Consider the following 24,626-nt stretch of genomic DNA (forward strand, 5'->3'; position numbering starts at 1 on the left):
TCTTCATCTGTTATGCAGTCTTTTCTTCTCCAGTGTGTTCAGACATCTGCGGAGATTCGTCGCCTCGCACCGATGCTGCAGTCACCGTGACTACTCCCACGTCTTCCCTATCCGGGATGTCATACATGACGGGGACTAGGAGCTCTTCCATGATGGCACGCAGCCCTCGTGCACCGGTCCCACGCTCTATCGCTAGATCAGCAATGATCTCAAGGGCGTCATCATCAAACTCCAGAGCCACCCCATCCATCTCAAAAAGACGCTGATACTGCTTTACCAGAGAGTTTTTAGGCTCGGTAAGCACCTTAACCAGGGATCGTTGATCCAAATTCCCCACGGTGGCAACAATCGGCAACCGGCCAATGAACTCCGGGATAAGCCCGAACTTGACCAAGTCCTCTGGCAGTACCTCTTTGAATACATCGATCTCATCGATGTCTTCTTTGGTGGTCAGCTCGGCACCAAAACCAATGCCTTTTTTGCCACGACGCTCCTCGATAACCTTTTCCAACCCCGCAAATGCGCCTGCGACGATAAACAAAATGTTTGAGGTATCCAGCTGGATAAAGTCCTGATTGGGGTGCTTGCGCCCTCCCTGTGGAGGAATGGACGCCACAGTCCCTTCAAGGATCTTGAGCAATGCCTGTTGCACGCCTTCGCCGGACACATCTCGCGTAATGGACGGGTTATCCGACTTCCGAGAAATCTTATCTACCTCATCGACATAGATAATCCCCCGCTGTGCACGCTGAACATCAAATTCCGCCGCCTGCAGCAGCTTCAAAAGAATATTCTCTACGTCTTCGCCCACATAGCCGGCTTCGGTCAACGACGTGGCGTCTGCGATGGCGAAGGGGACGTCGAGAAGCCTAGCCAGGGTCTGGGCAAGATACGTCTTTCCGGAGCCGGTTGGCCCAAGCATCAAAATGTTGGACTTTTGCAACTCTGTCTCATCGTCTTTATTCTTACGTGTGCTCAGAACACGAGACTCTTCAGCGCGCACTCGTTTGTAGTGGTTATACACTGCCACAGACAGGATTCGCTTAGCGTCGTCTTGCCCAATGACATATTTGTCAAGGAACGCGGAAATCTCCGAGGGGCGCGGCAGTTTAGTGCCCTCGTCCTTCTTCTCCTCAGCAGCGGTGCTGAGCTCTTCCTCGATGATCTCATTGCATAGTTCGATACATTCGTCGCAGATATAAACTCCGCCACCCGCGATCAGCTTCTTTACCTGCTTCTGACTCTTTCCGCAGAAGGAGCATTTGAGCAGGTCAGCGCTTTCTTGCATACGTGTCATGGTGAGGTTGAAGCTCTCAATTCTTCCCAGCCGTCAGCGGCCAAACGGATTAGTAATCGACTGTCCTTCACTTTAGCGGGTGCGTCAAACTAACGGGCTCGTACGCGCCCAGCGCCTTTTTACCCCAAGGCACAAGACAATCCACCGTAGCAGAATTATCCCTTAGTTTTCTTTGATTAATGGCTGTTGTTTGTCGGCCAACATATGGCGGAATCGCGCTAGTCGTTGGGTGCCGCATGGAACTGGCTCACCATCGAGCTCACTCACGCGAGAAATTCCGTGCAACGCGTTGACAACCCACAGCTCAACGCCGTGCAGCGCCGAGCGGTCATACGTTTTCTGGGCCACTCGGTACCCCAATTCCCGAGCGATCTCCCTGACCATGCACTCAGTCACTGAGTCCAGGCGTTCTGACCCCATGGACACGAGTTCATTATCTTTCCAGGCCAAGAGGGCCGCCGTGGTCGTCTCGTGCACTCCCCGTGGGGAAATAAGCAGAGCGTCGTCGGTAGGTACTGCATTGTTAATTCTTAACAGTTCAGCCAGGTCGGGCCCTTTTATCGTCGGATGCTGGAGCTGCCCAGGCTGCACCATCACAGTGGTCAGCGTCGTAGCTTCTCGACGCTTCGGCGCAGGCCTAAACCGCACGCGCAGCGTGCCGCCGGGGAGGCTTTCCAGGCGCGGAAACCACTCCCCATGCAGAGGAAGCTCTCGCTTGACGGCGGCTAAGAACCTATCGACCTCTTCCACCCTCGCTGTCTGTAGGGCCACACAACTGGAGCGGAAGCGCTGGCAATGGGAGTCAAAGCCTCGGACGTGGCCGTCGACAAGCAAAAAGGAATCAATCACCGTCGGGGGTTGCGTGTGGAGTGCCGGTTGTAGCCTGACGCCATCACATTCCAGAAGCTCTTCATGGGGAAAGCCCTGCGCAACCAGGCTCAGCAACGGCGCAGACTTTGTGACTATCTCCTCCCATTCTGCATCGGCGGAAGATAGCGCGATGATGGCGCCCCCTACCCCATAGCTCAAGCGCTGCCCCTGCACGACCGCGGTGCGTATCGTCATTGCCAGATCCATGCTTCCGTCCACGGAGATAAAGCCGACCGCACCGGAGTAGACCCCACGCGGATGCCCCTCCAGCGTGGCGATGATCTCCATCGTCCGATACTTAGGGGCGCCCGTCATCGACCCTCCGGGGAAAGCCGCGCGAATCACGTCCACGGGGGTCGCAGACTCCCTCGCCTTCCCGCTGATCGTGGAGACCAACTGGTGCGCCCTGGCAAAAGTTTTTACATGGCACAGCTCGTCCACCCGCACGCTGCCGTATTCACAGACGTGCGCCAGATCATTGCGCACCAGATCCACGATCATGAGATTTTCCGCGCGGTCTTTCTGATTCGTGGCCAAGTCGTGCCGCATGTCTGCGTCTTTTTCCTCGTCCTGGCACCGCGCGCGAGTGCCTTTGATCGGTTCCGAGGACACGACACCCTGGTTAACCTTTAAAAACCTCTCCGGCGACGAGCTCACCACATGGGTATCGCCTAGAACAACCAGCGATCGCATAGGGGCCGGAGCAATCTCGGTGAGGCGTCGATACGCCGCAGGTGCATCAAAGTCGCCATCGATTGGTGCTTCTAGCTGGGTGGTCAGGCACACCTCATACGTTGCACCTTGGCTAATGAGCTCTTGAATCTCAGCGATACTGTGCAGATACTTCCGTCGCGATTCCCGCAGTCGCAGTCGTCCCACCACAGACGGGTCGAAAGTCCCCACGGGAGTGGCAGCATGTATCTGCGTCATCGCAGCGTCACACCACCACTCTATGGCTTCCTGTGCCTCGGGCGCGTTGTGTGGGGCAAGCGCTACCAGCTGCAGGCGGCCTCGCTCGATGACCGCAATCCGCTCGGCAAAAAACATTTTTAGTGCTTCACCGGCCGCGGGAGCTTGCGCCTGTGCCTGCGGGCCTAAGTCAGAATGGTGCGCCTCATAACCCACATAGCCAAACCACCCGGGTAGCGCCGCAGCAGTTGCGCCATCGTTGCTCTCGACATGCACCTGCGGGTATGAGTCCACGCTCAGAGACAAATCATCGAGGGAATCAATTATTTCTCCGCCGTCGTAGGGCGCAATGATGCTCTTACCCTCGAACTCCACCAGCGCGCCCTGTCCTCCGAGGGCCACAAAAATATCGACGGGTTCTACTCCCTCTGGGACAGCCGACTCACGCACCACAACAGATCGGCTACGGGAGGCACGGACAACCTCGCGCTGCTGTACATCCGAGTTTTCTCCCGGGCCTCGGTGTGCATGCTGCTCCGCGATCCCCACAAAGTTAGCAATGAGCTGCTCACCGTATTCGCTGCCGATAGACTCCGGGTGAAATTGCACCCCCCACCACGGTTTTGCCTTGTGTTCTAGGGCCATAACAAGCCCCTCAGCATTCGTAGCGGTCACTCGCATGCAATCGGGGACGTCGGTGACCACGAGCGAGTGGTAGCGCACCACAGTAAAAGAATCCGCGATGTCATCCCACAATGGGCCGGTTGAAGTCACCCAGATTGTGTCTTCCCTGCCGTGGACCGGCTCGGGCGCCTTTTCTACCCTTCCGCCCTCAACATAAGCCATCGCTTGCATGCCCAGGCATACGCCAAGTACCGGCACCTCCGCATGCTCCAACGCCGCAGCAGAGATTCCCAGGTCTGAGGGAATAGCAGGGGTGCCAGGACCTGGAGAAATCACGACCGCGTCAAAGGCATCAGGGGACGCGCCGCCCTGCTTACAGATGCGATTGGTATCGAGGGGGGCGTCGTTACGCATCACTGTGACCGCAGCCCCGCAACGCGCAAGATAGTCCACGATGTTATACGTAAAGGAATCGTAATTATCGATGACTAAAACGCGGAGAGCAGTCTTCTCGGGCTCGCCGCTAGCTTCTCGACGTCCCCTCGCATCGCAAGCAGGTGTAATCACGCTCCCGATTATGGCAAAGTCCCCGCAGCACCAATAATTTAGGGTGCGGCGGGGACTTCCTTAAGACCAAAACGGGCTAGCCGTTGAGCTTGCGATAATCAAAAACCTGGTCAATGATGCCGTATTCCACAGCTTCTTGCGCGGTGAGAATCTTATCGCGGTCAGTATCAATGCGAACCTGCTCAGGAGTACGACCAGTATGGCGCGAAAGGGTCTGCTCCATCAGCGCGCGCATACGCTCGATCTCTTTCGCCTGGATCTCCAGGTCCGAGACCTGCCCCTGCGTCCCCTGCGTAGCAGGCTGGTGAATCAGCACACGAGAGTTAGGCAAGCAGGCACGCTTACCAGGTGCACCCGCAGCGAGCAGCACCGCCGCTGCAGACGCCGCTTGGCCCAAGCAGACGGTGCGCACGTCAGGGCGCACATACTGCATGGTGTCGTAGATCGCCATCAAGGAGGTAAAAGACCCGCCTGGGGAGTTGATGTACATCGTTATGTCACGATCGGGATCAAGCCCCTCCAACACCAATAGCTGCGCCATGATGTCATTGGCAGAGGTATCATCCACCTGTGTGCCCAAGAAGATAATGCGCTCTTCAAAGAGCTTGGCGTAAGGGTTCGTCTCCTTGGTGCCATAAGTAGAGTGCTCGATAAACGAAGGCAGCACGTAACGAGCAGAGGGCATCTGCATTCCGGAAGTAGTCATTTATATTCTCCTGCCTTAGTTAGAAAGCGGACCTTGTGCGGACGCAATCACGTGGTCGACGATGCCATATTCTTTAGCCTGCGCAGCTGTAAACCAACGGTCACGATCAGAGTCCTTGGTAATCTGCTCAAACGTCTGACCGGTGTGCTCTGCGATGAGCTCGGCCATCTCACGCTTGGTCTGCGCGAACTGCTCAGCCTGAATAGCAATATCAGCGGCGGTTCCGCCGACGCCGGCAGAAGGCTGGTGCATCATAATCCGTGCATGCGGAAGCGCATAACGCTTCCCCTTCGTGCCACCGGAGAGCAAGAACTGCCCCATGGAAGCAGCAAGACCCATGCCGTACGTAGCGATATCGCAGGGTGAGTACTTCATCGTGTCATAAATGGCCATACCTGCTGTGACAGAACCACCCGGCGAGTTAATGTACAGGGAAATATCGCGGTGTGGATCCTCAGCCGACAGCAGCAAGATCTGCGCACAGAGCTTATTTGCGATCTCATCATCTACCTGTGTTCCAAGGAAGATAATCCGCTCGCGCAAAAGGCGCTCATACACGGAATCACTCAGGTTCAGGCCAGCGCTGCCCTGAGCCATGCGGATCTGGTCACTCATTCCAGTACTCCTTACAGATTTTTATTTTTAGCCAGCCACGTGGCTATCGAATGCAACCCACGTTACCTGCCTATTAGTCCCCCTATGGCACCTGTTCGCTCACAGCGTAGGACAAACTAACAAGCAGGGCCACACTATTTCACGGCTACCCCGCAGCGGCACAGCATGTTGCACGGTTTTATTGCCCAGTTGTCGTTTTTGAGAACGCTAGCGCACTCGCGCTCCCCAAAACCCCACGTCGATTTTTCTAGCGTTCTCAAAAACGACATAATCTTCTATCTCGCTTCTACCTCGGCATAGCAAAAAGACCTCAATGAGCGTTGCATACTCATTGAGGTCTTTTTTGTTTTTAGCTTATTACTTAGCCTCGTCCTCGGAAGCCTCTGCTTCTTCCTCACCGAAGTACTGAGTCGGGTCAACTACGTTGCCTTTCTCGTCCTTAACGGAGACACGGCAGATAGCTGCTGCCAAAGCCTTGCCACGGCGAACATCGGAGAACAGGTTAGCAATCTGACCGGACTGCTGCAGCTGCATCACAAACTGGTTTGGCTCCATGCCATAGCTCTGTGCAGTGAAGAGGATATGATCGGTCAGCTCCTGCTGAGAGACCTCAGGTGCCTCTTGCTCGGCAAGAGCATCGAGGAACAGCTGGGTGCGGACTGCTTCTTCAGAGTTCTTGCGGTTCTCTGCGTCAAAGTCTTCGCGGGTGGTTCCCTGAGCCTCAAGAGCAGTGTTCAAAGCGGCTTCATCGTGAGCGAGCTGGCCAAGCAGCTGGTGCAACTGAGCCTCAACCTGCTCGTTAACAACGCCTTCTGGAAGCTCGAATGTGGACTCTGCGAGTGCCACCTTCAAAACCTCATCACGGATGGCGGTTGCCTGTGCAGCCTTTGCCTTTTCCTCAACCTGAGCGGTGACGGACTCGCGCAGCTCCTCGACGGTGTCAAACTCGGAAGCCATCTGCACGAACTCTTCATCGACCTCAGGAAGCTTGCGCTCCTTGGTCTGCTGAACAGTCACGGTAACGGTTGCTTCCTTACCTGCGTACTCGCCAGCCTGAAGGGTGGTGGTGAACTCTGCAGACTCACCGGTCTTCAGACCGCGGAGAGCGGTGTCCAGGCCATCAATAAGATCGCCAGCGCCAACCTGGTAAGACATACCCTCAGTGGTGGCCTCTTCGATTGCCTCGCCGTCAACGGAAGCGGCAAGATCGATGGTGGCAAAGTCGTTGGTCTTCAGCTTGCGCTTGGTGTCTTTCAGTTCACCGAAACGCTCGCGCAGACGATCGATCTCAGCATCGATTGCTTCTTCATCGGCCTTGACTGCTGGAACCTCTACGTTGAAGCTAGCGAAATCTGGGACGGTAATCTCCGGACGGACGTCAACCTCGGCGGTGAACTCAACGACGTCGCCGTCTTCAACCTTGGTGATGTCAATGGTGGGCTGACCCAAGACCACGAGCTCGTTCTCCTCGCAGGCCTGCTGGTAACGGGTAGGAAGCATGTCGTTGACAACCTGCTCCAAAACCGGTCCGCGGCCAATGCGGGCGTCGATAAGCTGGCGCGGCGCTTTGCCACGACGGAAGCCTGGAATGTTGATCTGCTGAGCCAACGCCTTGTAGGCCTGATCGATCTCAGACTTCAGCTCCTCGAAAGGAACCTCAACGTTGAGCTTGACGCGGGTGTCGCTCAGCTTTTCGACGGAACTCTTCACGAGCCATTCTCCTGATCGTTGGGTACTCAATAAATTTAAAAAATCCCTCCACCCTTACCAAGTGGAGGGATCTACGTCGGGACGACAGGATTTGAACCTGCGACCCCCTGCTCCCAAAGCAGGTGCGCTACCAAACTGCGCCACGTCCCGTTGTCGAACTTTCAAACAAACGCGCACACAATACAAACATAGAACAAGAGTTTCTCGCACCAAGTTCGTACTTGCAGTGTACAAGCTGCTCCTAAAAAGTTACGCCATAGAATCGACTATTCCCAAAACGCCAGTTCAAAGCCACAAAAAGAGGAAATTATCACCACACGTTAGGGCAATTTTTTCGCGCATTATCCTTCCGCCATCCTTCCGCCGATCCCCATCCCGTCAAAGCCGAAAATTGTCGTTTTTGAGAACGCTAGCGGCCATGCAACTCACAAAACCGCCGGTCGAATTTTTCAGCGTTCTCAAAAACGACATTCCTCCAAACCAACAAGATCGCAAAAAGCCGGTGACCTTGAATCAAGGCCACCGGCTTTAAGAAAGTGGAGGGAATGACGGGAATCGAACCCGCGTCTTCAGCTTGGAAGGCTGAGGTATTAGCCACTATACGACATTCCCACTAGCGTTTGAGTGCGTCGAACGCTGTGCGCATAACAGTAGCGGACTTTCACGATAAGGACAAAACCCCAGTATGTCCGCACATCCTTATACCCCAGCACCTAACAGTCCCCTACCCCACCACACCTCTGACAGAACCAAGTTTTTCTACATAATTTCTCTAAAGTTTTTCACCGCCAAAGAAGCTTCATAACCCCCATTCGCCCAGGGCCAAGCCCCGATAACCTGCACAAAAAGACACATTATTGATTAGTGAGTTATTATGTTTTCATGCAACCGAAGATCATCGACGCAGATACCGGCCGCGAATTGTGGACCGCAAATGACTGCGCAGAGTTCTCGGGCACAGCTCGAGGCACATTTACGAGTTATGCAGGTCGAGGACGTGCCCCTTCTCCCGTAGCTAAACACCATGGCCTAACTCTGTGGGATTCTGAAGCAGTCAAAGAATGGGTTAATGCCCGTAATGCGGTAAAAGACCCAGAGCCTGAAGACCCCGTCGCGGACAAGTAAATTCACCTCACGTAATCTTGTCCCAACTCATTCCTCAGCAGACCACCCCAAAAGGTTAGGCTGAGGAACTTTTTGTTTCCTTGGAACGTTGTTCACTGTAACTAACGTACCCAATTTCCCACGGAGGCATTCACAATGATTGCGTTATTACTTGTCGTCCTCGTCGTCGGCGGTGCCATCTTCTTCCTTAGCCGAGGCAATAAAAGTAACCAGCAAATTGAGTCAGACAATCTCCAAGACTCAATCGCAGAAGCCCGCCGTTGGATCGAAAGGTTGGGGTCGCAGGTGCTCACCATCTCAGGCACCGATGCGGCGTCCACGCAAGCCATTGCCGACGCTTCCGAGCGCTACAACGCAGCATCATCCCAGATCAGCACGGCTGCAACGGTGCGCCAAGCCGAGCTAGCGCGCGAGTCCGCGTTGGAGGGCCTACACTATGTGAATGCCGCTCGTGAGATCATGGGACTGCCCGCTGGCCCTGAACTGCCACCGCTAGAAGGCCAACGTCAAGCAGGTAAAGTCACCGAGAACCGAACCATCGAGTTCGAGGGACAACAGATTACGGCTTCGCCTAACGCGACACCCGAGACCCCGAACTACTACCCCGGCGGAATGGTCGCTGGCCGTCCGGTTCCTGCCGGCTGGTATTCCGAGCCATGGTGGGCTGGTGCGTTGCGCAGTGGCCTCTGGACTGCCGGATCCGTGTTTCTCTTTAGCTCGCTGTTCAACGGCATGTCTGGCGTCGGATACAGCGCTAATGCCTTTGAGTCCGGCTTTGACAAGGGCTATGCAGAAGGCCTTGCAGCCAACGGCGGCGATGCCGGCGGCGACATAGGAGGAGGAGATGACGGCGGATTCTTTGACGGCTTCTTCGGCGGCGACAGTGGCGATGGCGGCGGATTCGACTTTGATTTCTAAGCGCTAAAAATCACCAAAGTCTGTGACACAAGTGCCCGTGCTTCCATGCACGGGCACTTTATTGTTTGCTAGGTGTCCTTTGGCTTCCTACGGTCGTGCATACGGCGCCGGATTACGACGCGGACGCAGCGTCACATTGGGCAACGCGGGGGCCTCAATCCGGGCCAAACCCTGCGCGTTGATTCCCTCACCCGCGTCATTCACCCCGCCATGACCTCGATAGCCAGCGACCTTGCCAAAACGATCTGTACGGGCTTCCCACTCTTGCCTACTGTGGCGAATATCCTCAGTCGATCGCCCGACAAAGTTCCACCACATAACGATGTCTTCCTCAAACGGCTGCCCACCGATGAGCAGTACCCTGCCTTCGCTGTCACCATGGTTGGTGATCTCAATGCGATCTGTGCCCACTCCCACGTAAGCAAGCGCCGCGTGAGGAATGGAAACGTCTTCTACTGCGATGGTGCCGGCGTCGATAAGCATCCCATGCTCAAAAGCCGGATCGAGGGATATGGTGAGGGATGATTTCTTTTCGATGCGTATTTCCGCTCCTACCAGCGGGGTAAAAGTTTGTACCGGGCTTTTCACGCCGCAGAGCTCGCCAAGGAAAACAATTGCCTGCCCCTCCCCTAAATCTATGGGTTCAGGAGAGTAATGCTCAAAAGAGCGCGGCGCTGTGTTCCGGGCCGAATCCGGCAACGCAACCCAGAGCTGAACGCCGTGGAGAGTCTCCGTGGTTGCCGTAGACACCTCCGAATGGCAGATTCCGGCCCCGGAGGTCATTAAATTAACCTCTCCAGGGCGCACCGTGCCGACGTTTCCGCCTGAGTCAAGGTGCTCTATTTCCCCACGGAACAACCAACTGACGGTCTGCAAACCGCTATGCGGGTGCGGCGCCACGTCCATGCCGCCGGTCTGAGAAACATCATCGGGACCATAATGATCCACAAAGCACCATGCCCTGATCATTGTCCGTTTCTTCTGAGGTAGCGTCCGACGCACGCTCATCGCGCGCAGTCCTCCGAGTGGAACCTCCCGCGCAGTGATGATTTCCACTGGGGCTCGCATGGCCTGGTTGCTATGCATATCCTTCATCGTTTTCCTCCTCATCGATTGCGCGTAGTAAGAAATCCCCGATATCACGTCCTCAGAGAGGCCTCGGATATCAGGGATCGTTAGTTTTAGTAGGAGCCGTAACGCTTGTTAAGTATTAGGCTTCTGGAAGTGCCGGGGCAATTCCTGTGCGCTCGTATTCGGAGAGGATGTCGATACGCCGCTGGTGGCGCTCCTCTTTGCTCCACTCCTGCTCGATAAAGGCATCGACGATCTGCAGTGCTTCTTCTTCAGAATGCATACGACCGCCCAAACCGATCAGCTGAGCGTTGTTGTGCTCACGAGCCAAGCGAGCGGTTTCTACCGACCATGCCAACGCACAGCGAGCACCTTTCACTTTGTTCGCGGCGATTTGCTCGCCGTTGCCCGAACCACCCAAAACGATGCCGAGTGAACCGGGGTCATTGACCACGCGGCTAGCAGCCTCAATGCAATACGCCGGGTAGTCATCCTGGGCGTCATAGGTGTGTGCACCGCAGTCGATAACCTCATGTCCCTTGATCTTGAGGTGTTCCGCGATGATATTCTTCATGTCGAACCCTGCATGGTCCGCTCCGAGGTAAACGCGCATAGTTCCAAAGTGTATCGCATCACCGCACCCCATCAAGAAGGGGACAAATCACCTCAGGGCTTCCCACCTCATCCGCGCTACTTCTCCTAAGGCCTTAACAAGGAAATATCTTGTTATGCAAGGCGGCACACGAGTGTGGCATCAGGAAACCCTGTGGCGCACTGCACCTTTTATTGGTCTGGTCAAAGCGAGGATTCTCAGTCCTCGACCGCTTTAGTTCAAAGAAATAGGGGTAGGAACCTAGTGCGATGGAGGCGTCGAAAAGCTTCCCGGCTTCTTCCCCACGCGGGATCCTGGTGATAACTGGGCCAAAGAACGCGGAGTCTCCCAGTTTGATCACTGGTGTTCCCACGTCGTTACCCACTAAGTCCATAGCGCTGTGGTGGTATTCACGCAGTTCTTTATCCCAGGCCTCGGTGTTCGCAACCTCAGCCAATTCGGGATCTAAGCCGACCGCGGACACCGCAGTCTTGATGATCTCGTCATAGGCGCCAAAACCCTTCTTGCCACCGTGTCCGTTGTTATGGATCTCGGTTCCCATGACTGTGTAGAGTTCATCGAGCTTATCGGGGTGCTGCGAAGCGACTGCCGCGAACACTCGCGCTGGTCCCCAGTTCGCCTTCATCTTCTCTTTGTAGTCTTCTGGCAGCTCGTCCCGACCTTCGTTGAGAACAGAAAGGCTCATCGGCACCCATGAGACCTGGACGCCGCGCACCTGCTCTACCTCTTTGATCCATCGAGAGGTTACCCAGCAAAAAGGGCAGCTCACGTCGAACCAGAATGTCACGTGTTCGGTCATAGGATTCTCCTTCACTTCATCGTGCTCGTTGCTTACCCAACGTGCTTCCGCCGTTGCCTTTTTCAACGCATTCCTCCACGCAATCATTCCGCGCCACACCTGGCCTGAGTCCAATCGATGTCCGCCCTGCGTCCGTCCTATGCCAAAAAGACTTTCCCAATAGCCAGTTGCGCTGGGGCAGGCAGTTGTAAAGTAAATCCACAGATCACATGCAGTACCCCCACGTAGCTTTTCGTGCCTAGCCTCTAGCTAGCCTCGCTCCCCAAGCTAAAGGAGATCCTTCACCACATGTCTTCCATTAATCTCACGCAAACAGAAGCCGAGCAGCGTTTCCGCCTTCTTGACGTACATCATTATGGTATCTCTCTTGATTTAACCGAAGGGGACAAAGAATTCCCTTCCACCACCACGGTGTCTTTCACCGTAAAGGAAGCCGGAGATACCTTTATTGATCTTCGAGCAGCGTCCGTAGCGGAAGTGCTTCTCGACGGCACAGACATCACCGCAGCAGCGGTCTCGCTGACCTCCGACGGCTACGATGAGACCCAGGGACTCTCTTTACGAGGGCTGACCCCGGGACTGCATTCCCTTTCCGTGACCGCCTCATGCGTCTATTCACATACAGGCCAGGGGCTTCACCGCTTTATCGATCCGGAAGATCAGCGCGTCTACTTGTACACGCAGTTTGAAACAGCTGATGCCAAACGCATGTTTGCGTGCTTTGACCAGCCAGATCTCAAAGCGACCTATAGTTTTACCATCACGGCTCCCAAAGCCTGGAAAGTAATCACCAATGCTTATTCCCAGGTCACGACCACTGAGGATAAGGCTATCCATACCTCGCACGTGGATTACAAGCTTTCCACGTATCTCGTCGCGTTGTGCGCCGGCGATTATCACGAGGTCTCAGACACCTGGTCTGGCGCGCTGACGCACCATCCGGAGACTCCCGAAGACCAGCCCACAGCGCTAGAGATTCCGATGTCCATCTACTGTCGGAAATCATTGGCACGATATTTAGACGCGGACACCTTGATGAGGGAGACCAGACAAGGGTTCACGTTTTATCACGAGAACTTTGGCATGGCGTACCCGTTTTACAAGTATGACCAGATCTTTGTTCCGGAGTTCAACATGGGCGCCATGGAAAACGCTGGTGCGGTGACCTTCCGCGATGAATACGTCTTTTCCTCTAAAGTCACCAAGTACCGCTACGAGCGTCGCTGCGACACAATCCTGCACGAGATGGCCCACATGTGGTTTGGCGACCTTGTCACCATGAAGTGGTGGGGCGACCTCTGGCTCAACGAGTCCTTTGCTACCTGGGCCGCGGCGATCTCTCAAGCCGAGGCAACGGAATACTCCACGGCATGGGTCACCTTTGCCAATGTGGAAAAGTCATGGGCCTATCACCAAGACCAACTCCCCTCCACGCATCCGATCACAGCCGACGCCTCCGATATTGAGACCGTTGAACAAAACTTCGACGGCATTACATATGCCAAGGGTTCTTCGGTGCTCAAACAGTTGCAGGCTTTTGTGGGACGGGAGGCCTTCCTGGCGGGTGTCCGTAAGCACTTTACCAATCACGCATTTGCTAACGCAACCTTTGATGATCTGCTTGGAGCCTTTGAAGAGGCCTCCGGCCGCGATCTCTCCCAGTGGGCCGACCAATGGCTCAAGACCACTGGAATTAACAAGCTTTCCCCCACCTTTACCGTTAAGGATGGCGTTTATTCCGAGTTCGCCATCCAACAAAGTGGAGCAGCACCCGGCGCGGGCGAGCTTCGGACGCACAGGATCGCCGTGGGGCTTTATTCGCTTATCGACGGTCAGGTGAAGAGAACTCACCGATGCGAGATTGACGTTGAGGGCGCATCCACGCCGGTTCCGGAAATACTCGGTCGGGCGCAAGCCGACCTGATTCTGGTCAACGATGACGACCTCACGTACTGCCTGATGCAGCTGGACCCAGTTTCATTGGATTTCATCGTGAACAACATCGACAAAATCTCTGATCCCATGGCGCGTACGCTGTGTTGGTCTGCCGCATGGGAAATGACAAGGGACGGGAGTATGCGCGCTCGTGACTTTGTCACGCTCGTTGCACGTGGCGCCCAGTTTGAGACTGAAATTGCGGTGCTTGAACGAATTCTGAGCCAGGCGGCAAAGGCCGTACGGTCCTACGTGGCCCCTGCATGGGCAGATAGCACCGGACGCGACATGCTTGCCGACGCTCTCTTGGTGGGTGCTCGCAACGCACAGCCTGGTTCTGATGCACAGCTGGCGTTTGTCCAAGCTCTGGCAAAGATACGCATTACCAAAGAGGCAGCCACCGAGTTTGCTGCGATTGTGCAAGGTTCTACGTCACTTCCAGGCCTTACCGTAGATTCTGATCTGCGCTGGTGGGCGCTCACAGCGCTTATCGCCCACGGTGAGATCACTGGAATAGCGGTCCGCGAGAACGTGGAGAAGTTGCGCGGTATGGATCATTCTTCTGCCGGTGAACTGGCGGCGTTGCGCGCATATGCCGCGCAACCGGATGCTGAGGTTAAGGCAGAGATTTTTGCTGAAGTCACCGACACACACAACACCCTGTCTAATCTTTTCTTGCGACATAAGCTCGAAGGCCTTACGTTCACAGGCTCCGCCCCTTATCTCACCCGCTATAGCTCCGCGATTTTTGCGTTGGCGGAAAAGATCTGGGCTGAGATGTCTTCTGAGGTCGCGCTGGTGACGCTTTCCGGAATCTATCCTCATTGGGATATTTCCGCACAAGGGGTAGAAAACGCCCACGAGTTCCTTAACAAGGATTCCTTGCCGGCTGGTGTTCGCCGGGTGGTGTCTGAAGGAATGTCTGAGCAGGAGCGTGCCTTGCGCCTACGCGAGATAGACGCACGCTAGTTTTTATGTCAACGCTGCCGCAGGAACCGATGTGTCCTGCGGCAGCGTTCGCGTCTTTCTTGAATGCCATACAAAAACCGCCCCCTTTCACAGCCCTACTACACAGCGCGCTGCTACGGTGGGCAGCGATGACAATCTTTAGTGCTACAGAACAGACCGAGGCAGTCTCATCCTGGTTAGGATCCGTAAACACCCAAGAATGGCTGGTAGACAGGCCTATCAAAATCGGAATCACTATCCTTATCGGGCTGGTGGCAAACTGGCTTCTACGGAAATCCATTACCAAAGCAGCTCAAATCAATATCAATAAAAAGCCCTCGAAAATTTCTTCCGTGCTGCCACTGCGCGGAAAGGCCAATAACAAAACGTCCGAGGCGCTCAGCGCAACGCAGGAACAGCGCAGGCAATCCCGCATGCTCACACTCGCGGCGGTAGGTCTGTCTATCTGCTGTCTCAGTTGTGATTTGGGTGTGGGTAGGCCTGGCGGTTCTTACGTACTTGGGGATCAATGTCACCCCGATCGTGGCGTCGGCAGGCGTCGTCGGCGTGGCTCTTGGTTTTGGCGCCCAGTCTCTGGTCAAAAACTTTTTATCTGGTGTCTTTATGCTCATTGAAGACCAATACGGTGTCGGCAACACCATCGATGTGGGAGACATCGTGGGAACCGTTGAGGACGTCAGTCTCCGGCTCACAACCTTGCGCGATATTCACGGCACCCAGTGGTTTGTCCGCAACGGTGAGATTCTTAGGATCGGTAATTTTCAGTCAAGAATATGCTGTCGCCCTCATCAATATTCCTATTGCATTGGATGAAAACGCTAGCGCCGCCATCGAGGCTGTGACTGATGCAGTAAATGCCGCGGCACAAGAGCCGGCTATTAGCGACGTACTCCTCGACTCTCCTACCGTCGATGGCGTTAATTCCATTGGGCTCGATCACATGTTGATCCGCGCCCGCGTAACAACCCTCCCGGATCAGCAATGGTATGTCACCCGAGAATTAACAGCGCGCGTACTCACTGCTCTCCAGCACAACAACATTGATACGCCTTATCCTGAAGGCATTGCGGCTTCGCGACGCATCTCCGACTAACACTTCTCAGAAAACGAAAGTCCCATGTCTACTCCCCAATCCTTTTATGACGCTGTGGGCGGCGAGTCCACATTCCGCGCATTCGTCCACCGCTTCTACGAGCTCGTTCGCACCGACGACATCCTGGGGCCCATGTATCCACACGACGATTGGGAAGGCGCAGAAGACCGCCTCCGCTGGTTCCTCGTCCAATACTGGGGAGGACCACAAACGTTCTCAGAGAATCGCGGACATCCCCGCCTTCGTATGCGGCATGCGCACTTCCCCATCGACCAAGCCGCCGCAGACCGTTGGCTGCTGCTCATGGAATCCGCGCTGGATAGCCTCGATGCAGAGACGTTGCCCGACGCCTATCGCGCCGCGCTGTGGGACCATATGCAGCGCGTAGCCGATATGCTCATCAACCGCACTTCTTAATTCCCATGCTGTGGATTCTCCTTGGTGTCGCCGCCGGTGCGGTTATCCCCATCCAAACGGTTGTTAACACCCGACTCAGTGCATCCACCGGAACGCCGTTTTCTTCCTCGATGATCTCCTTTTGCGTGGAGACGCTGACCCTCGCGGTAGCGCTTATAGCTGTCACCGGACAGCTGCCCAACGTCTCAGCTGCTTACGACGCCCCCGCATAGATTTGGCTTGGCGGACTTTTGGGGGTCATCGCCCTTACCGCGAATATTTTCATGTTCCCCCGGCTCGGCGCAGTGCAGATTGTTGTCTTGCCGATCTCAGGGCAAATCTTCATGGGACTAGCCATCGACCACTGGGGCTTATTCGATGCTCCGCAGAACTCGATGACTCTGCTCCGAGTACTCGGCGCGTTTCTGGTGTTTGTCGGTGTGATCGCCACCGTGGGGAAACCGAAAAGTTCCGAGACCCAATCGGTGAGCCTTATTCACTGGCTCTGGCGGCTCGCCGGAATCTCATTTGGCATGCTTACCGCCATGCAATCGGCTATCAACTGCAGGCTTGGTTCTGTGCTTCACTCAGCGGCAACGGCGGCGCTCGTGTCGTTCGCCGTCGGAGCGGCGGTTCTCATCGTGCTCAACATCGTTTTACGCTGGCGCCCACGGATACAGCGTCTCGGGTCTTCTCACCCATGGTGGATGTGGTTTGGAGGAAGCCTTGGGGCATTGTTTGTTTTCACTAACGCGGCATTAGTGCCAAAGATCGGAACCAGTCTTACCGTGGTTGCAGCATTACTCGGGATGATGATCTCAAGTATTGCCGTTGAGCGCATCCGCGGTGGGCGCACAGGAGTCCGGCAGATTCTCGGAGTTAGTGCCATGCTTACGGGGATCATAATGATCCGGCTGCTGTAGCCTACAGCAGCAAAGAAAGCCCCTTGGACTCATAGACCGTTCCGTAGGGGGCATCAATGCGTGCCCACCGTCCGGTGCTGGATACCCGGAGATGCCTCGGTATATGCGCTGGTGCAGTAGCCGGAGGAATAAATCCCAGGGAAGTGCAGGCAAAAATCATCCGCATCGAAATATCTACGGAACTATCCGCGCTCGATACCGCCATAACCTTTTGATCCAACAAGCTTGCGGGAGGCCCCATCGGGCCGGAAAATTGTCGAGCCAAAGAGCGACCTTTTTCTGCAAGGTCGCTGGCAACGCCGACGGGGATTTCGTCGATAAGCTTAAAGCCCGTCACTGGGGGAAGCGCGCCTGCCCAGGAGGCATCGTGTGGCTTCCCTTCCCCCCGCGCCAGCAAGTCAGTAGCCAGCAAAACCGCGCCGTCTCTCGACGCTTCTCCCCTGACTCTCCGCGATGCGACAACACCAAAAGGAGTAGTCACATACACGTTCACGTAGCCTCCTACCTGCTGCAACCGCGCATAAGCGTGTCGGTCTAAGCCAACAGCGCGCTGCAACAGGCTCGTTATCCCCGCTGCTGGGCCTTCGGGAATAATTAGACTCTCGTTCATCTTGATTAACGCGCCGATTCTGCAATCTTGGTGAGAACCTGCAGCTCATGGGCCTCGATCTCGCGAGGGCGCGCAGTCTTAAGGTCTACTGCCACCTGTACGGCGAGCACCACTGCGCATACGTGTCCCTCGCAGTCTTTCAAGCTTTGGCGAGTGGTAAACGACGTGGTTCCGATCTGGACGATGGATGTTTCAACCTCAACCTCAGTGGTACTGGGCATGATGGGCCGCAAGTAGTCCACCTCAATTCGGCGAACAAATACCGCAGGATTGTCATGCCCCTGCGCCATAAATTCATCGTTTGCCCACTTGGTGCGAGCCTCTTGAGCTAGGTCAACATACGCTGAGTTTGTGACATGACCAAAACGATCAAAGTCGGTCCACCGAACGGGAACTGTAGTTGTGTGGACTTGATGGGTGGATTCTGCCGACATGCTCTACTTTCTCAAAGTTTTCTATCAGGTTAAAGCACACACTACCGTGCATCGGTGTGTGATATTCCACAATGTTAGCCTCGTCGCACATATTATGCGCAGCGATGCCCCTCAGCCCTAGTGAACGATTGTCCAATCACTCATCAGGTACCGAGGGGCATCAACTAGCGCAGTGCGCTACCGGCCATGATCACTATGACTAGCGAGTCAACTTACGGTGTGTGACGCGGGAAGGACGCGCTGCGTCAGCGCCGAGGCGCTCAACTTTGTTCTTTTCATAATCCTCAAAGTTGCCCTCGAACCAGAACCACTGGCCCTCTTCCACGTTGCCTTCCCATGCAAGGATGTGCGTACACGTACGGTCCAGGAACCAACGGTCGTGAGAAATCACCACGGCACAGCCCGGGAACTTCTGAAGAGCATTCTCCAGGGAACCCAATGTCTCCACGTCGAGGTCGTTGGTTGGCTCGTCGAGAAGAATCAGGTTGCCGCCCTGCTTCAACGTCAACGCGAGGTTCAGTCGGTTGCGCTCACCGCCAGACAAGACCTTGGATGGCTTCTGCTGGTCAGGGCCTTTAAAGCCGAAGGCAGACAGATACGCGCGCGAAGGCATCTCGTTTTGGCCAACGTGGATGTAATCGAGTCCGTCGGAGACAACTTCCCACACGGTCTTTTCTGGGTCGATGTTCTCACGGTTCTGGTCGACATAGCTGAGCTTGACGGTTTGACCGACCTTGACGTCACCGGAATCCGGATTCTCTAGGCCCACGATGGTCTTGAACAGCGTCGACTTACCCACACCGTTAGGACCAATCACGCCCACAATGCCGTTGCGCGGCAGGGTGAAAGAGAGGTCTTTAATCAGGACGCGACCGTCAAAACCTTTATCCAGGTGATCTACTTCCACAACCTGGTTGCCCAGACGCGGCGGAGTAGGAATCTGGATTTCTTCAAAATCGAGCTTCTTGTACTGCTCAGCCTCTGCAGCCATTTCCTCGTAACGCTGCAGACGTGCCTTGTTCTTAGCCTGACGAGCCTTAGCTCCCGAGCGCACCCATGCGAGCTCTTCCTTCAACCGCTTCTGCAGCTTCTGGTCCTTCTTGCCCGCGACCTCTAGTCGCTGAGCCTTGGTCTCCAGGTAGGTAGAGTAGTTGCCCTCATAAGGGTAAAGCTTTCCGCGGTCAACCTCGCAAATCCAGCCTGCAACATGGTCCAGGAAATAACGATCGTGAGTGACCGCCAAGACAGCGCCCTTGTAGTCTGCAAGGTGCTTTTCCAGCCACAGCACGGATTCTGCGTCTAGGTGGTTGGTGGGCTCGTCGAGAAGCAAAAGGTCGGGCTCAGAAAGCAGCAGCTTAGCCAGTGCTACTCGACGACGCTCGCCTCCCGAGAGATGCGTAACCGGGTCGTCGGACGGCGGGCAGCGCAGTGCCTCAAGCGCTTGGTCGATCTTAGAGTCGATCTCCCAGGCGTCGGCGGCATCCAGTTCTTCCTGGAGCTTGCCCATCTCATCCATCAGCTCATCGGTGTAATTGGTCGCCATTTCCTCGGCGATCTGCTCGAAGCGCTGCTTCTTCTCAAAAATCTCGCCGAGGCCTTCCTCAACGTTTCCACGAACGGTCTTCTCCTCGTTCAGTGGTGGTTCCTGAAGAAGAATGCCCACGGTAGCGCCGGGGTCAAGGAATGCTTCGCCGTTGGACGGCTGGTCAAGTCCAGCCATGATCTTGAGGATCGAAGACTTACCAGCGCCGTTCGGGCCCACAACGCCGATCTTGGCGCCTGGGTAAAAGGCCATGGTGACATTGTCCAAAATGAGCTTGTCACCGATAGCCTTGCGCACGTTTTTCATCGTGTAGATGAATTCGCCCACAGTGATATTCCCCTTTAAATGTTGAAATAGGTTTCAGTCACGTCAAAGGGTACATCACTCTTCCTATAAATTCGCCCCGCGCTGTGCTCTCCTAACCTAAAAGAGGTTTTATTTCCTCACTGCGTGAACCCGCCGCCTCTGTTATTCGGCAAGTTTTTTAAAAGAGCGGATTGTGGGACCCTGTTGCCGCTGCTCCTACTAGCTCATCGGAAATGCTCGCGGCACCATCATCTCCTTCACTCAAAAAAGCATTGGTTCTTGAATAGTCCCGGTCCGGAATAAAGGGTTGGTTATCCGTATTGTCCGGAGCTGGTAGTCCAGGAACATGGTGAATGTCCTCCACAGTCGATTTACGTGAAGACACAACGTAACGGCTCAGCTCAAACCCCACGTAGTTAGCTTTGAGAACTATCTTTGATGCCGGCTTTCCCGTTGCGGCATCAGTCCATTCTTGAGTGACCAAATAGCCAGAACAGATCACGGGACGCCCGCGTTCCAATGACATCCGGGCGTTCACACCTAGCTGACCCCAGCATTCCACGTCAATGTAGTTTTGGTCCGTATCAATCCACTGAGTCTCTCCCCCGGGAGCTTCGTTGTTCGCAGTATTCTTGCACATTCTGCGTCTCGCAGCGATACGAAACTTGCAGACTCCGCCACTAGTGAATTGCACGAATGTTGGCTCGTTGGTGAGATTTCCTACGATGGTGCTTTGAATATGCATGATGTGATTCCATTCCTTGAGTTCATTGGTATGCGCTGATAACCACGCAGGTCTGCGTCATTGTGCAGAGCTTTACGCCGCAACGCAAGGGTTAACGCCGACCGTCCTGCCTTCTACATCTTGCGCACTTTCCCTGCACGCGAGTATCCCCGTTCCCTGGCAGATTGTTTTTCTGTGGACAACTCCGCTTCCAGGCACAAACTATCCACAGAAAATCTCCGAATAGGACGCGGCTCTTGATGTTGTGAGCCTTTTATGCTGCGGAATGAGCCACCCACGACGGCTCATTTCAAAGACACGCTCGCCATCAGCAGTTTCTGATAAATATCTATCTGTTTAATAACTTTTCCGAACCTAAGACACATTTTGCGGTAAGCTTTTGTCAATGAATTTTTGATTCTTCTTCGGATTACCCCCCCCCCGGGCCATCACCCCGCTCGTCGGCACGCTCGTTCCCGACGAAAAGCGCCCTGTGCTCTAGGAATCCGGCGCTGAATTGAGGGTTTGTGTGAGATTGCTCCCCTAAAGGAATGGTGATCGTATGACCCGTATCGTACAGAATTCCCCACGTCCCACCGGCTTGCCAGAGACTGAGAATTCCACAGCGGCTAAAGGATGGCGACCGTTCCTGCACAGTAATGTGATGTTCTCCGAAACACCCACGGGCGTGGAGTTTCACGATGACTTCCGTCGGTTTTCTATCGACGGCCCAGGCGCATACAAAGCTTTCCGTGCCGCGGCCCCCATCTTTGAAGGCGACGTACTCTTCTCCGATGCACTTCAGCATCTGGGTGCCGCTGGTACCCAGACCATCGAGCTATTCGAATCCGAGTTACACCAGCATGGGATGCTCACACGGCTGACCCCGGAAAACCCTTCTGTTGCCGCATGCCAGTGGGGTGGCCCTTGGGACGGGATATTAAGGCTCCTCGCAAACTACACGCCCACGCCCATCGCCGTTTTGGAACGGATTTACCACACGCCTTTTGCTATCCGCTGCGACCACACGGAAAGCGCCCGTCTGATCAAAGCCAGTTTGGAAGAAAACGGCTGCGCCGCAGTGCGTTGTGCAGCGCTTTCTCCGGATACGTCGCGCTTCCAACCTGTGCTCTCTCTAAGTTGGCGCGAGCTGGACAACGCCACCCCCACCATCACTGTCCGCAGAATTGGCAACGGCTTAGTCATCGCATCAGATGTCGCGGCCGAGGCAGTGGCTGCGACGCGCGTGTTGGAGTCTTTATCCGTTGAGGAAGAAACCGCCGAGGTTCCAGAAGCTCTTATCCGGATGGCTGGAATCGTCGCGTCCTTTGAGGCTTTCAAAATTGTCTCTGGCGTCATGCCGGCAACGCTCACACAAGCGCTAGTTCGCATCGACCTTTCCACCGGTGAGGTGACCCAACACCAACTAGGCCAGCAGCACCAGCAGCGCGATAATGGCGATTCTCCCCTATTTCCCCTGGTTGATCCGCTTCTAGGTTTCACACCGCGCTTCCTTGACGACGATATAACCCAGATGCCCTTGCGACTATCTCAAGTATCCGTGACCGGTCCCGATCAACGTCGTTGGATTGTTACCGGTTGGGCGCCAGACACTCTGGAGGCTGCACGTGAACGAGCAGTTGAGGAAGCCGCTACCCGCGTCCTTCTCTCCCAACAGCTAGCACAGGCTATGCCGGGCAGCGCTTTGATGCAGCCAACCGGGCTTCCCACACCAGCTGCTGTAGGAAGTTCCTCGGAAGAAGCCACGGAACGCGCTCTCCCACGCGCAGCCGCTTATTGGACTTTTCGCTCTGCAGCGCAGGGCACCTCGGCGGTTGTTCCATTTCATGCAGGCGCTGAGGCCGCATCCTGTGTGCGAGATGCACAGGAACTCTATGGCGCAGCCACGTCTACGTTCTTAGAGCTCACGCCTCTGTGGGACCATTCGGTAGTCGTTGTTCAATGTGACAATCCGATTCTTAGCGTCGTGGCGGCGGGAGAGTCGGCGGAACAAGCCGCGGTATCCGCCGCCTACGGACACCTCGCGCTTGCACAACTGCATGCAGACAAGCACTGTCCGCCGCACGACAGCTGGTCACATGCGCTTCCGTCGTTAGCCTTAAGAGAATCCGGTGTGCTCTGCCTTACCGCGGAGCCAGTGACTGAGCATTTAACAGATCCTCGTCTCTCTGCCGCCGGGCTCACTGCCGTAGCGTTGCGCCCACGCACGTGGATACATGCTGCCCTGCCTGCCATCGACCCGGCCGTTCATCGGCCTCTTGTCTCATGACTACGCGCGTCGCGTACCTGCACTGCCCGGCGCGCAGTTTCCCAGCGCACGCCCTGCCCCCGCGTCACGAGCAGTGGATAGCAATCCCTTCCGAAGTGTGCAGAGTCTGTCTAGAAGCATGGGTGGATCGTACGGAAGAGGCTGCGGACTGGGTTGACGCTGTTAACGTACCCGGTTTTATCAGACGCTGGCTGTCTGAGCGTGTGCAGTACGTCGAGCGCCCCCGAGGAGGCTGGAGACTGGCGGCTACTGATGCGCAGTGTCTCTCCAGTTCTACGGTGTTTATTCCGCCAAGCCCGCACTGCAATGCACACCATGATTATGCTGCTAGCGCAGAGGTTTCCGATCTCACGGGGCCTGTGTTGGCGCCGTGTGGGGCGGGGCCGATCACGGAGATTCGTCGTCCCGGAATGATGGTTTCCCGTGGAACAGTGCCTGCTGTGGGTTCTCGTCCTGCGTTCCATTGGAGCGGTCAGGCGCCGACTATTGCTGAGAGCCGAAAGCTGGCTCTTTGTGAAGCCGTCGAGCGCGCGTCCGCGTGTGGGAATGGGGGAACGGGAAGCGTCGATACGCATGTTCCGCGCGTCCCTGCCGCTGACTTTGGGGTGGAAGACGCACGGTGGAACCGTTCTTATGAAGACTGCCGCGATTGGACACGCGCTACTCGCTTGGGAGATGAAACCGCATGGGTAGTGCCCACGGATATGGTGTTTTTCTGGTCTGATGCACAAGCTCGTTTTTGTTTTGATTCTTCCAGCGGTGCCGCGGTGGGGCGCACATGGGAGGATGCGGTGATGTCCGGGCTAGTGGAAGTCATTGAACGCGACGCTGTCCTGTCCTTATGGCATGGTTCCATGTCCGTCCCAGAGATTGACGTTGACTCGATCAATGATCGCGCCTACCTGGCAATGCTGCGGCATCTTCGCAGGCAGGGGCTTGTTATCCGCGCGTTTTATTGCCCGTTGAGCGCAGGGGTTCCCAGCGTTATTGCGGTGTGCACGGATGTGCAGCGCACTTTCTTGTGTGTTGGGGCAGCCGCTGCGCCCGATCCTCATGTCGCAGTACGCAAGGCGTTGCGGGAGGTCATGGCGGATTATCCACAGTCGCGCTTGCTTGCTACCGCGCGGTTGTCGGACGCCGCCGCAGTGCGTGCGGACGGTTCGGGGGCGACTCATCGTTTAAGCGTTGCCACCCGCGAGCTTATCGACGCCGCCGCTTTCCTACTTCTGCCCCGAAAAGAGCTACTCCGTGTCTCCGACATCCCGGGCTGCCCACGGCTGTCGCTCTCCGAGCTAGTCACATGCCTCAAAACGCATGGATTTTATGGCTATGTTGTCGACTTCACCCAGGACTATCACCGAATGGTGGGACTCTCCGCGGTCAAGATTATTGTCCCCGGTCTCTTGCCACTGGAATATATCGGGCAGCTGACTCGGGCATTACATATGCCTCGGTTGAAACAACAGATGACATGTTTTCGCGCTTTGGGCCTAGCCCCTCCCAGTATGCCTCCCCGCCTCAACCTTGTTCCGCATCCGCTTCCTTAATGTTCCTCATGCTTCAATGAAAGGTCGTGAGT

The 24,626-nt window shown here is 55.5% G+C and carries 17 protein-coding genes, 2 tRNA genes and 3 pseudogenes; 8 read left to right on the forward strand and 14 right to left on the reverse strand.

Annotation, left to right across the window (positions count from 1 at the left end; translation table 11 throughout):
- Window positions 1-10 precede the first annotated feature (10 nt).
- The 7 genes from clpX to CBE74_RS21575 form a co-directional block, all read right to left on the reverse strand.
- A complete protein-coding gene (gene clpX / locus CBE74_RS21545; protein ID WP_087454396.1) occupies window positions 11-1,297 on the reverse strand; it encodes an ATP-dependent Clp protease ATP-binding subunit ClpX in 1,287 nt (428 codons plus the stop codon).
- Window positions 1,298-1,459: 162 nt separating this feature from the next.
- Complete coding sequence (gene pabB / locus CBE74_RS21550) at window positions 1,460-4,267, reverse strand: aminodeoxychorismate synthase component I (RefSeq protein ID WP_087454397.1); 2,808 nt, start codon at window positions 4,265-4,267, stop codon at window positions 1,460-1,462.
- Window positions 4,268-4,343: 76 nt separating this feature from the next.
- Entirely contained in the window at window positions 4,344-4,973 is a 630-nt protein-coding gene (locus CBE74_RS21555; protein ID WP_013912108.1) for an ATP-dependent Clp protease proteolytic subunit, read from the reverse strand.
- 15 nt (window positions 4,974-4,988) lie between these two features.
- Window positions 4,989-5,588 carry an ATP-dependent Clp protease proteolytic subunit gene (locus tag CBE74_RS21560; protein WP_013912109.1) on the reverse strand — a complete coding sequence of 200 codons (600 nt, stop codon included), beginning with the start codon at window positions 5,586-5,588 and terminating at the stop codon, window positions 4,989-4,991.
- A 357-nt stretch (window positions 5,589-5,945) separates the two neighbouring features.
- Entirely contained in the window at window positions 5,946-7,298 is a 1,353-nt protein-coding gene (gene tig, locus CBE74_RS21565; protein ID WP_087454398.1) for a trigger factor, read from the reverse strand.
- A 76-nt stretch (window positions 7,299-7,374) separates the two neighbouring features.
- Window positions 7,375-7,448: transfer RNA gene (locus CBE74_RS21570), tRNA-Pro, on the reverse strand.
- Between the two features lie 387 nt (window positions 7,449-7,835).
- A tRNA-Gly gene (locus CBE74_RS21575) sits at window positions 7,836-7,910 on the reverse strand.
- Between the two features lie 270 nt (window positions 7,911-8,180).
- Between CBE74_RS21575 and CBE74_RS21580 the strand changes: the two genes are divergently transcribed.
- Together CBE74_RS21580 and CBE74_RS21585 are read left to right on the forward strand one after the other, a co-directional pair.
- Window positions 8,181-8,423 (forward strand): helix-turn-helix transcriptional regulator, encoded by a 243-nt coding sequence (locus CBE74_RS21580; protein WP_087454399.1) that lies wholly within the window; start codon window positions 8,181-8,183, stop codon window positions 8,421-8,423.
- Window positions 8,424-8,558: 135 nt separating this feature from the next.
- Window positions 8,559-9,341: a hypothetical protein gene (locus CBE74_RS21585; protein WP_087454400.1), complete on the forward strand. Its 783-nt coding sequence runs from the start codon at window positions 8,559-8,561 to the stop codon at window positions 9,339-9,341.
- Between the two features lie 87 nt (window positions 9,342-9,428).
- On the opposite strand, the gene CBE74_RS21590 is transcribed toward CBE74_RS21585, so the two are convergent.
- The 3 genes and pseudogenes from CBE74_RS21590 to CBE74_RS21600 all read right to left on the reverse strand — a co-directional run.
- Window positions 9,429-10,436, reverse strand: coding sequence for a pirin family protein (locus CBE74_RS21590; RefSeq protein ID WP_087454401.1), 1,008 nt, complete (start codon window positions 10,434-10,436; stop codon window positions 9,429-9,431).
- A gap of 115 nt (window positions 10,437-10,551) precedes the next feature.
- The gene (locus tag CBE74_RS21595; protein ID WP_087454402.1) at window positions 10,552-11,025 is read right to left on the reverse strand and encodes a ribose-5-phosphate isomerase; all 474 of its coding nucleotides are present in this window, start codon (window positions 11,023-11,025) and stop codon (window positions 10,552-10,554) included.
- A 181-nt stretch (window positions 11,026-11,206) separates the two neighbouring features.
- Window positions 11,207-11,824, reverse strand: a pseudogene (locus CBE74_RS21600) (mycothiol-dependent nitroreductase Rv2466c family protein); the annotation flags it as partial.
- A gap of 288 nt (window positions 11,825-12,112) precedes the next feature.
- On the opposite strand from CBE74_RS21600, the gene pepN reads away from it, so the two are divergent.
- The 4 genes and pseudogenes from pepN (at window position 12,113) to CBE74_RS24655 (ending at window position 17,140) form a co-directional block, all read left to right on the forward strand.
- Window positions 12,113-14,728: an aminopeptidase N gene (pepN, locus tag CBE74_RS21605; RefSeq protein WP_087454403.1), complete on the forward strand. Its 2,616-nt coding sequence runs from the start codon at window positions 12,113-12,115 to the stop codon at window positions 14,726-14,728.
- 128 nt (window positions 14,729-14,856) lie between these two features.
- A pseudogene (locus tag CBE74_RS21610) lies at window positions 14,857-15,821 on the forward strand (mechanosensitive ion channel family protein).
- Between the two features lie 24 nt (window positions 15,822-15,845).
- A complete protein-coding gene (locus tag CBE74_RS21615) occupies window positions 15,846-16,238 on the forward strand; it encodes a globin (protein ID WP_087454404.1) in 393 nt (130 codons plus the stop codon).
- A 5-nt stretch (window positions 16,239-16,243) separates the two neighbouring features.
- A pseudogene (locus tag CBE74_RS24655) lies at window positions 16,244-17,140 on the forward strand (DMT family transporter).
- A 1-nt stretch (window position 17,141) separates the two neighbouring features.
- Here CBE74_RS24655 and CBE74_RS21630 read toward each other — a convergent pair.
- The 4 genes from CBE74_RS21630 to CBE74_RS21645 form a co-directional block, all read right to left on the reverse strand.
- Window positions 17,142-17,750, reverse strand: coding sequence for a DUF8185 domain-containing protein (locus CBE74_RS21630; protein ID WP_087454405.1), 609 nt, complete (start codon window positions 17,748-17,750; stop codon window positions 17,142-17,144).
- 5 nt (window positions 17,751-17,755) lie between these two features.
- A complete protein-coding gene (locus tag CBE74_RS21635; protein WP_087454406.1) occupies window positions 17,756-18,184 on the reverse strand; it encodes an acyl-CoA thioesterase in 429 nt (142 codons plus the stop codon).
- Between the two features lie 199 nt (window positions 18,185-18,383).
- Window positions 18,384-20,054 (reverse strand): energy-dependent translational throttle protein EttA, encoded by a 1,671-nt coding sequence (ettA, locus tag CBE74_RS21640; RefSeq protein ID WP_014526132.1) that lies wholly within the window; start codon window positions 20,052-20,054, stop codon window positions 18,384-18,386.
- 157 nt (window positions 20,055-20,211) lie between these two features.
- Complete coding sequence (locus CBE74_RS21645; RefSeq protein WP_087454407.1) at window positions 20,212-20,778, reverse strand: single-stranded DNA-binding protein; 567 nt, start codon at window positions 20,776-20,778, stop codon at window positions 20,212-20,214.
- Window positions 20,779-21,319: 541 nt separating this feature from the next.
- Between CBE74_RS21645 and CBE74_RS21650 the strand changes: the two genes are divergently transcribed.
- Both CBE74_RS21650 and CBE74_RS21655 read left to right on the forward strand, forming a co-directional pair.
- Window positions 21,320-23,047, forward strand: coding sequence for a hypothetical protein (locus tag CBE74_RS21650; protein ID WP_087454408.1), 1,728 nt, complete (start codon window positions 21,320-21,322; stop codon window positions 23,045-23,047).
- Window positions 23,044-24,594, forward strand: a complete 1,551-nt coding sequence (locus CBE74_RS21655) for a YcaO-like family protein (protein ID WP_087454409.1) — start codon at window positions 23,044-23,046, stop codon at window positions 24,592-24,594. The genes CBE74_RS21650 and CBE74_RS21655 overlap by 4 nt, the downstream gene beginning before the upstream one ends.
- Window positions 24,595-24,626: the final 32 nt, after the last annotated feature.

The organism is Corynebacterium silvaticum, from assembly GCF_002162115.2.
GTDB lineage: Bacteria > Actinomycetota > Actinomycetes > Mycobacteriales > Mycobacteriaceae > Corynebacterium > Corynebacterium silvaticum.

Bases quoted from the DNA above. Each gene is read 5' to 3' on its own strand.
- CBE74_RS21595 (WP_087454402.1), bottom strand. From the start codon at position 11,025: ATGCGCGTTTACCTCGGAGCGGACCATGCAGGGTTCGACATGAAGAAT.
- CBE74_RS21555 (WP_013912108.1), bottom strand. From the start codon at position 4,973: ATGACTACTTCCGGAATGCAGATGCCCTCTGCTCGTTACGTGCTGCCT.
- CBE74_RS21615 (WP_087454404.1), top strand. From the start codon at position 15,846: ATGTCTACTCCCCAATCCTTTTATGACGCTGTGGGCGGCGAGTCCACA.
- CBE74_RS21655 (WP_087454409.1), top strand. From the start codon at position 23,044: ATGACTACGCGCGTCGCGTACCTGCACTGCCCGGCGCGCAGTTTCCCA.
- CBE74_RS21560 (WP_013912109.1), bottom strand. From the start codon at position 5,588: ATGAGTGACCAGATCCGCATGGCTCAGGGCAGCGCTGGCCTGAACCTG.
- pepN (WP_087454403.1), top strand. From the start codon at position 12,113: ATGTCTTCCATTAATCTCACGCAAACAGAAGCCGAGCAGCGTTTCCGC.
- CBE74_RS21590 (WP_087454401.1), bottom strand. From the start codon at position 10,436: ATGAAGGATATGCATAGCAACCAGGCCATGCGAGCCCCAGTGGAAATC.
- clpX (WP_087454396.1), bottom strand. From the start codon at position 1,297: ATGACACGTATGCAAGAAAGCGCTGACCTGCTCAAATGCTCCTTCTGC.
- CBE74_RS21645 (WP_087454407.1), bottom strand. From the start codon at position 20,778: ATGCATATTCAAAGCACCATCGTAGGAAATCTCACCAACGAGCCAACA.
- CBE74_RS21630 (WP_087454405.1), bottom strand. From the start codon at position 17,750: ATGAACGAGAGTCTAATTATTCCCGAAGGCCCAGCAGCGGGGATAACG.
- CBE74_RS21650 (WP_087454408.1), top strand. From the start codon at position 21,320: ATGACCCGTATCGTACAGAATTCCCCACGTCCCACCGGCTTGCCAGAG.
- CBE74_RS21580 (WP_087454399.1), top strand. From the start codon at position 8,181: ATGCAACCGAAGATCATCGACGCAGATACCGGCCGCGAATTGTGGACC.
- CBE74_RS21585 (WP_087454400.1), top strand. From the start codon at position 8,559: ATGATTGCGTTATTACTTGTCGTCCTCGTCGTCGGCGGTGCCATCTTC.
- CBE74_RS21635 (WP_087454406.1), bottom strand. From the start codon at position 18,184: ATGTCGGCAGAATCCACCCATCAAGTCCACACAACTACAGTTCCCGTT.